At 63.3% G+C, this 6,087-nt stretch carries 6 protein-coding genes; 2 read left to right on the forward strand and 4 right to left on the reverse strand.

Features of this window, described 5'->3' with window-relative positions:
- Nucleotides 1-476 precede the first annotated feature (476 nt).
- Entirely contained in the window at nucleotides 477-1,640 is a 1,164-nt protein-coding gene (locus IRZ31_RS19540) for a tyrosine-type recombinase/integrase (protein WP_297156857.1), read from the forward strand.
- A gap of 107 nt (nucleotides 1,641-1,747) precedes the next feature.
- The gene (locus tag IRZ31_RS19545; RefSeq protein ID WP_297156860.1) at nucleotides 1,748-2,335 is read left to right on the forward strand and encodes a hypothetical protein; all 588 of its coding nucleotides are present in this window, start codon (nucleotides 1,748-1,750) and stop codon (nucleotides 2,333-2,335) included.
- Between the two features lie 165 nt (nucleotides 2,336-2,500).
- Here IRZ31_RS19545 and IRZ31_RS19550 read toward each other — a convergent pair whose 3' ends face one another.
- From IRZ31_RS19550 to IRZ31_RS19565, 4 genes are all read right to left on the reverse strand, one after another.
- Complete coding sequence (locus IRZ31_RS19550; RefSeq protein WP_297156863.1) at nucleotides 2,501-2,974, reverse strand: Hsp20/alpha crystallin family protein; 474 nt, start codon at nucleotides 2,972-2,974, stop codon at nucleotides 2,501-2,503.
- Between the two features lie 262 nt (nucleotides 2,975-3,236).
- Nucleotides 3,237-4,208, reverse strand: coding sequence for a PfkB family carbohydrate kinase (locus IRZ31_RS19555; RefSeq protein WP_297156866.1), 972 nt, complete (start codon nucleotides 4,206-4,208; stop codon nucleotides 3,237-3,239).
- Complete coding sequence (locus IRZ31_RS19560) at nucleotides 4,205-5,683, reverse strand: cytosine permease (RefSeq protein ID WP_297156869.1); 1,479 nt, start codon at nucleotides 5,681-5,683, stop codon at nucleotides 4,205-4,207. Before IRZ31_RS19560 ends, IRZ31_RS19555 begins: the two co-directional genes overlap by 4 nt.
- A partial coding sequence (locus IRZ31_RS19565; protein ID WP_297156872.1) for an ADP-ribosylglycohydrolase family protein occupies nucleotides 5,680-6,087 on the reverse strand: 408 nt, incomplete at its 5' end. The genes IRZ31_RS19560 and IRZ31_RS19565, both read right to left, overlap by 4 nt.

Raw genomic sequence — 6,087 nt, forward strand, 5'->3', positions numbered from 1 at the left:
TCGCCATGCTCACCACCCCTGGATCTGGCCAGGCGCTGAGCATGGCCTCCACCAGCGCCGCTGCGGCTCTCTGCTCAGCTGATGCTGGCAAAGGAAAGGAGAAGAGGGAGAAACCTGCGCAAGGAGGGATAAGCAGTCGCGAGGAACCTAGACTATAAGATAGCGAGAGGTTCAACGTGTCGGTTGTTGGTCGGTGGGTATCTGTGTCCTCCGCCTTCCTCAGTCACCCAGGAGCCAGAGGGTCAGCTCTTGCTCCCGCCACCTCACAAGACCAGGGCTGCTCAGCTCCCCGCGACAGGGTCGGCAGACCACAAAGAGCGTCTTGGAGCGCTCCCACAGCAGATTGGTCTTTGCCAGCCTGCTGTCCACGTTGCTCGCCGGGCGGGGCTGCAAGAATCAACCCTTGACAACCTTCTCTTTCATATTTATACTTCATATGAAGACAAAGATATATTTTTACAAGAATAGAGAATAATATGAGCAAAAAGAAAACGCCCTTCTGCCATTCAGGCCAGAACACTGCTGCCCTGCTCCCGCTGGCGCAGCCTGTCCTGACGAAGGTCGTGCGCGAACGAGAGGAAGAACCCTCAGCTCCTGAAGAGGAGAGCGAGGGCCTGGGCGCCCTGGTGGGCGAGGACCTGGACCTCCTGCGGCGCATCGCGGACATCGCGGATCTGTACGCTCAGCACGAGGTCTTTGCTCGCTACCATCGGCGGCAGGCTCATAACACGCGCATTCGCCAGCTTTGGGACCTCAAAGCCTTCGCCACCTTCTGTCTCGAAGCCGGCGCCCGCGCCACTGGGGTCAGTCTACAAACAGACGTCGCCACTTTCACCCAGGCCCTCTTTCTGGAAGTCTCCACCTGGCGCTTTGTCAGTGCCGGCCTGATCCAGCTCTTTCTCAACTGGATGGAGCGCCAGGGCTACGCCATCGACACCATGAACGTGCGCCTCTCCACCCTCAAGCGCTACTGCCGCCTGGCCGCCGACGCTGGCGTCCTCTCCCAGGAAGAACTGTATCGCATCAGCCGTGTCCAGGGCTACCGCCATAAGGAAGGGCGCCACATTGACCGCCAGCGACCCATCACGCGGCGCGGCGCCAAAAAAGCCGAACCCAACCCCCTGACCGAAGAGCAGGTTGCCTGGCTCAAGCACTGCCATGATCCCAACACACCCCAGGGACGGCGCGCCCGTGTCATCCTCTGTCTGTTGCTCGATCTCGGACTGCGCGTCGGCGAGCTGGTTGCTCTCCAGGTCAAGGACGTCCAGCTCAATCGCGGTCTCCTGCGCTTCTACCGCGAAAAGGTCGACCGGGAGCAGACGCATCGCCTGTCTGCCGACTGCCTGCAGGCCCTACGTGCCTACTTGCCCGACGTCGCCGGCGAGCGCTACCTCTTCCCGGGCTACAAAGGCCGTCACATCAGCACACGCCTCGTCGAGTACCTGCTCAAAGACCTCGGCGACCAGCTCGGCATCGATCACCTCTCCCCCCACGACTGCCGCCATTACTGGGCAACCTACCACGCCAGTCGCCAGCGCAACCTGGCCCAGCTCCAGCAAGCTGGCGGCTGGAATTCGCCAGCAATGGCACTGCGCTACTACGTGGCCTCTGAGATTGCCAACGAGGGCCTTCTTCCTTGACTTGACCAGAGCAAGAGCAAGAAGGCTACAATAGCAATGGCCAGGCAAAGTAGTGCACTCACCTATCTCGGTCAGTAGCGCAGTCTAATCAGAGGAGAAGAAAAAGCATGGCCTTCAAGATTGGCGTCTATGGCTCCAACATCGTCGAGAGCGAGCACGCCCTCAGCCTGGCCCGCGAGCTGGGCCAGGCTCTGGCCGCACATGGCTGCATCGTCATCACCGGCGCCTGCAGCGGTATGCCTTACGCCGTGGCCAGGGCTGCCTTTGAGCATGGAGCCGAGGTCTGGGGCTTCACCCCGGCCCTCAACCTTGACGAGCATCGCCGTGCCTACCCCCAGGACGACATCGGCATCTACCGCCGCCTGATCTATGTACCCCCCGGCTACCACGACCTTTTCGGCCTGACCCCGGCTACGGCAGAACAGGACTGGGGTGCTCGCCTGAAATACCGTAACGTCATCTCGACGGTCAACAGCGACGCCGGTATCATCATCAGCGGTGGCTGGGGCACCCTCAACGAATTCACCAACCTGATTTACGAAGGCAAACCCATCGGCGTCCTTGTCGGCAGCGGCGGTCTGGCCGATGAGCTGCCCGCCTGGTACCCCCGATTACGCAAAAAAACAGCCTCGCCGGTCCTTTTTGAAGGGAACCCGACGAGGCTGCTCTCGCTCGTGCTGCAGCGCCTGGAGTGACACAGGAAGCAAGGGCGTGAGAAGAGAGAGGAAGAGGGTGGAGGACCCTGGAGCACTTCAGGGTGCCCGCCGGAGGCACAGCGAGGAAGATCGCAGCCGGCTCATCGGAGAGCGGCCTGCGATCGGCATGCCGGGGCCTCCGGGCGAAGGAGCAGGAGGCCGATCTCAGGCCATCACCGGCTGCCGCTCAGACTCGGCAGCGGTGATGCTGATCCGCCTGGGCCGGCTTCCCTCGGCCACGGGCACCGTGATGGTCAGCACACCGTGCTCATAGTGTGCCTCGACCTTCTCAGCGTCAATCGGACGCTCGAAGGTCACCACCCGTTCGCAGGCGCCGCTGCCAATCTCATGCAGCAGCCAATTGACCTGTCGGCCCTCCTCCACTGCCGGATAGTGGACACGGATCACCAGGCTCTGGTCCTGCACCTCCAGCCCGATGTCCTCGGGCTTGATCCCAGGAACCAGCGCCCTAACGACATAACCCTGCTCCTGCTCATAGACATCCAGCGGCAGCTGTGGACGCGGCTCACCGTCCAGGCGCCACAGCGGGCGGACAAAGCTCTGCTCAAACAGCCGGTTCATCGCTTCGCGCAGGCTGATCATCTCGCGCAGTGGATCGAAGCGAGTCATGACCATCATGGCACTCACCCCCCCTCTGCAGAAATGATCAGAGAGCGAACGACGTGCAACCAACTGTCCTGCGTGCCGGCGAGGTCGCTCCCATCAGCGCGCGGCCTGTACCAGCGCGCTTTCTTCATAAAGGGGTGCCGCCGGGGACCCCTGGATTCATCCAGGGGGCGTTGACATCCCACGGCCTCCACCGCCTCCTCCCCCACGGGAGCGCCGCCACCGGCTGCCTTTCTCCCGTTTCCACCCAGTGATAACCTGCACAGGGGGGAATTTATTCCCATACTCCCCCACTCTTTCTACCTTCCGCCAGGGCCATCTCCAGCTCGGCTCGTGTTGGTGTCGTCGCCGGCCCGGCTCGCTCCACCGCCAGCGAGGCGGCTACATTGGCCTCGTGGGCTGCCTCCTCCAGGCTCCGACCCGCGGCCAGAGCCGCCAGAAAGGCCGCCACATGAGCATCACCAGCTCCTGTCGTATCTACCACCACTCGCGCCGGCCTGGGTGGAACCTGCAACGGCGCCCCCTCAGCGCTCACCAGCCAGCAGCCCTCGGCCCCCATCCTCGCCACTACAACCCCCTGGGGAGCGAGTTGCGAGCACAGGCGCGCTGCCCCGCGGGTCGGCTCCTCCTCACCGCTCAGCAGCTGCAGCTCGCGCGCGTTCAAGCTCAACACGTCCACGCGGCGCAAGACCTGCGTCAGTCGCTGCCTTGGAATAGTCGCCACCAACGGCCCCGGGTCCAGCACCAGCAGGCAGCCCGGCGCTAAACCCGGCAGCCAGGCCTCCAGAGCCGCGCCCGAGAGCGGATAACAGAGATCGTAGCCCGAGACATAGACCGCATCTCCCTCCTGCAAGGCCAGCCCCTCTAGCTCAGGCAGACTCAGCTCCGCCTCCACTCCCGGCGCAGTGACAAAGGTCCGTTCGCCATCCGGCTCAACCAGGCCGATATCAAAGCCCGTATCCCGCCCTACGACCGGCGGCAGCAGCACCGGAATGCCCGCAGCCGCTAACTCAGCGCGCACCCGATACCCCATCGGCCCATCCCCGATACGCCCTGCATAGGCCGCTGGCAGTCCCAGCCGCAGCGCCCCAATCAGGACATTAAAGCCTCCCCCCACCGCCTGCAGCGCACGCTCTGCCAGGAGATCACCACCGCGCTCGGGCAGACGCTCTACATAGAGCAGCAGATCCACCAGCACACTCCCCACCAGCACCAGACGCCGGGGACGCAGTCGCAGCTGGCTCATGCCGATCCCTCTCCCCCCGGCGCCTCCGAGACCAGCCCGCCAGCGGCTTCCAGCACTTCTCTCCTTCCGCCAGCCAACATCAGCAGCCAGTACACGAGCGCGCTCACCACGAACCCCAACAGATAACCAAGGCTGCTAGAGGCGAAGATGCCCCGCGCCAGGGGACCTGTGAACCAGGGCGAGACCGTAAAGAGCAGGCCCACAACAATGCCAAGCAGCCAGGCTATGAACGCCCGCCAGTTCACCCCAGCTCGATAGTAATAGCGGCTTCCCGGCCCCGTCTCTATCAAACCGCGCGCGTCATAGCCGCGACGCAGGAGCATATCCACCACAAAGACCGCCGCCCAGGCGGTCAGGCCATCTGAGAGCAACTGCAAGAAGCTCTCAAACGGTCCGAAGAAATCCTGTGCCACCAGCATCACATAGGCAGCCCCAGCCACCATCAGCACTCCATCGATCAGCACAGTCTTGTAGCGTTCCAGCCTCACGCCGAGCGCCAGCAGATTCAGCCCCGAGGAATAGATCGACAGATCGGCAGAGGCAATCAAGCCGCCTACAGCCGTCAGCAGATAAGGGGCCGCCATCCAGGGCGGCAGCTCCTGGCCAATTGCCGTAATCGGGTTGGTCGCGCTCGTCAGGTTGGGCAAGCGGCTCGACAGAAAAACCCCTGTCATAATCAGCACCACCAGCGGGAGCGCGGCCCCCAGTACCGTCCAACCGACGATAGCCCAGCCACTGCTGGCACGCGGCAAATAGCGAGTATAGTCAGCGCCGGCATTGGCCCAGCCAATCCCCGTCCCCGCAATCACAATGCTCAACGTTGCCAGCACGCCGCTATCCCAGGGACCCGGCGGAGCCGCCAGCACCTTCGCCCAGTCCGTTTTTGCCAGCAAGAACAGCACCACCACCAGCGTCAGCAGGCCAAAGATCCAGGTCGCCGCCTGCTGAATCCAGACCAGCGTCGCATGGCCGAGCAGGCCAAAAAGCACCACCAGTAGCGCTACCACCACGAGACTGGCCAGTGTCCAGACAGGGGTCGCGGGCAGTCCCAGCAAACCCAGCAATCCGAGCAGGGCATAGGCAGCCGTAATCACCGTAATCGTCTCCCATCCGACCAGGCTGACCCAGCTGATGAGCGTCGGACCCAAATTCCCGCGCGTCCCGAAGGGGGCACGCGATAGCGTCAACATTGGCGCGCCCCCCCACTTGCCAGCCACACTCAGCACACCGACGAGCACGAAAGATCCGGCTGAGCCAACCACAGCGACCAGGAGGCTCTGCCAGAGATTCAAACCGGCGGCAGTCAGGATACCGCCGTAGACAATGCCCAAGATCCCAATGTTGGCGGCAAACCAGACCCAAAACAGTTCAGTGGGCGCTCCGTGACGCTCATCATCCCCAATTGGCTCGATGCCATGTAGCTCGATAGCCCAGGGACGATCAGCTTCCGGCTGTAGCTGCTGTTGCACGCTCACAAGCGTACCTCCTCTTGTTGCAAGCGGGTCCGCAAAGCCAATAGCTCGCTGACCAACTCGTCGATGTCCAAAGCGTTGACCTGCACCACCGTGGTGCGCGCCTCGACAGGGAAAACCTCTAGGCCAGAGCAGGCACCGAGCATAGCGCCCACCAGAGCCGCAATCGTATCGCTGTCCCCGCCGAGACGGGCCGCTATCAGGCAGGCTCGCCAGGGATCAGCTCGCCAGCGCTGTGCAATGGCAAAGGCCGCCGGCACTGCCTCCTGCGTCGCTACTCCCGTTCCAACCAGATCCACAATCGCATCCTGGGCGCTCTCCTCATCGAGCTGGCTCACCAGGTCCAGCGCCCAGACGAGCCGCTCCGCTACTGAAGCCCCCGCCCCCGCGGGCGGCGGGGGGGGGGG

Origin of the sequence: Thermogemmatispora sp. (assembly GCF_019683635.1) — a bacterium.
GTDB lineage: Bacteria > Chloroflexota > Ktedonobacteria > Ktedonobacterales > Ktedonobacteraceae > Thermogemmatispora.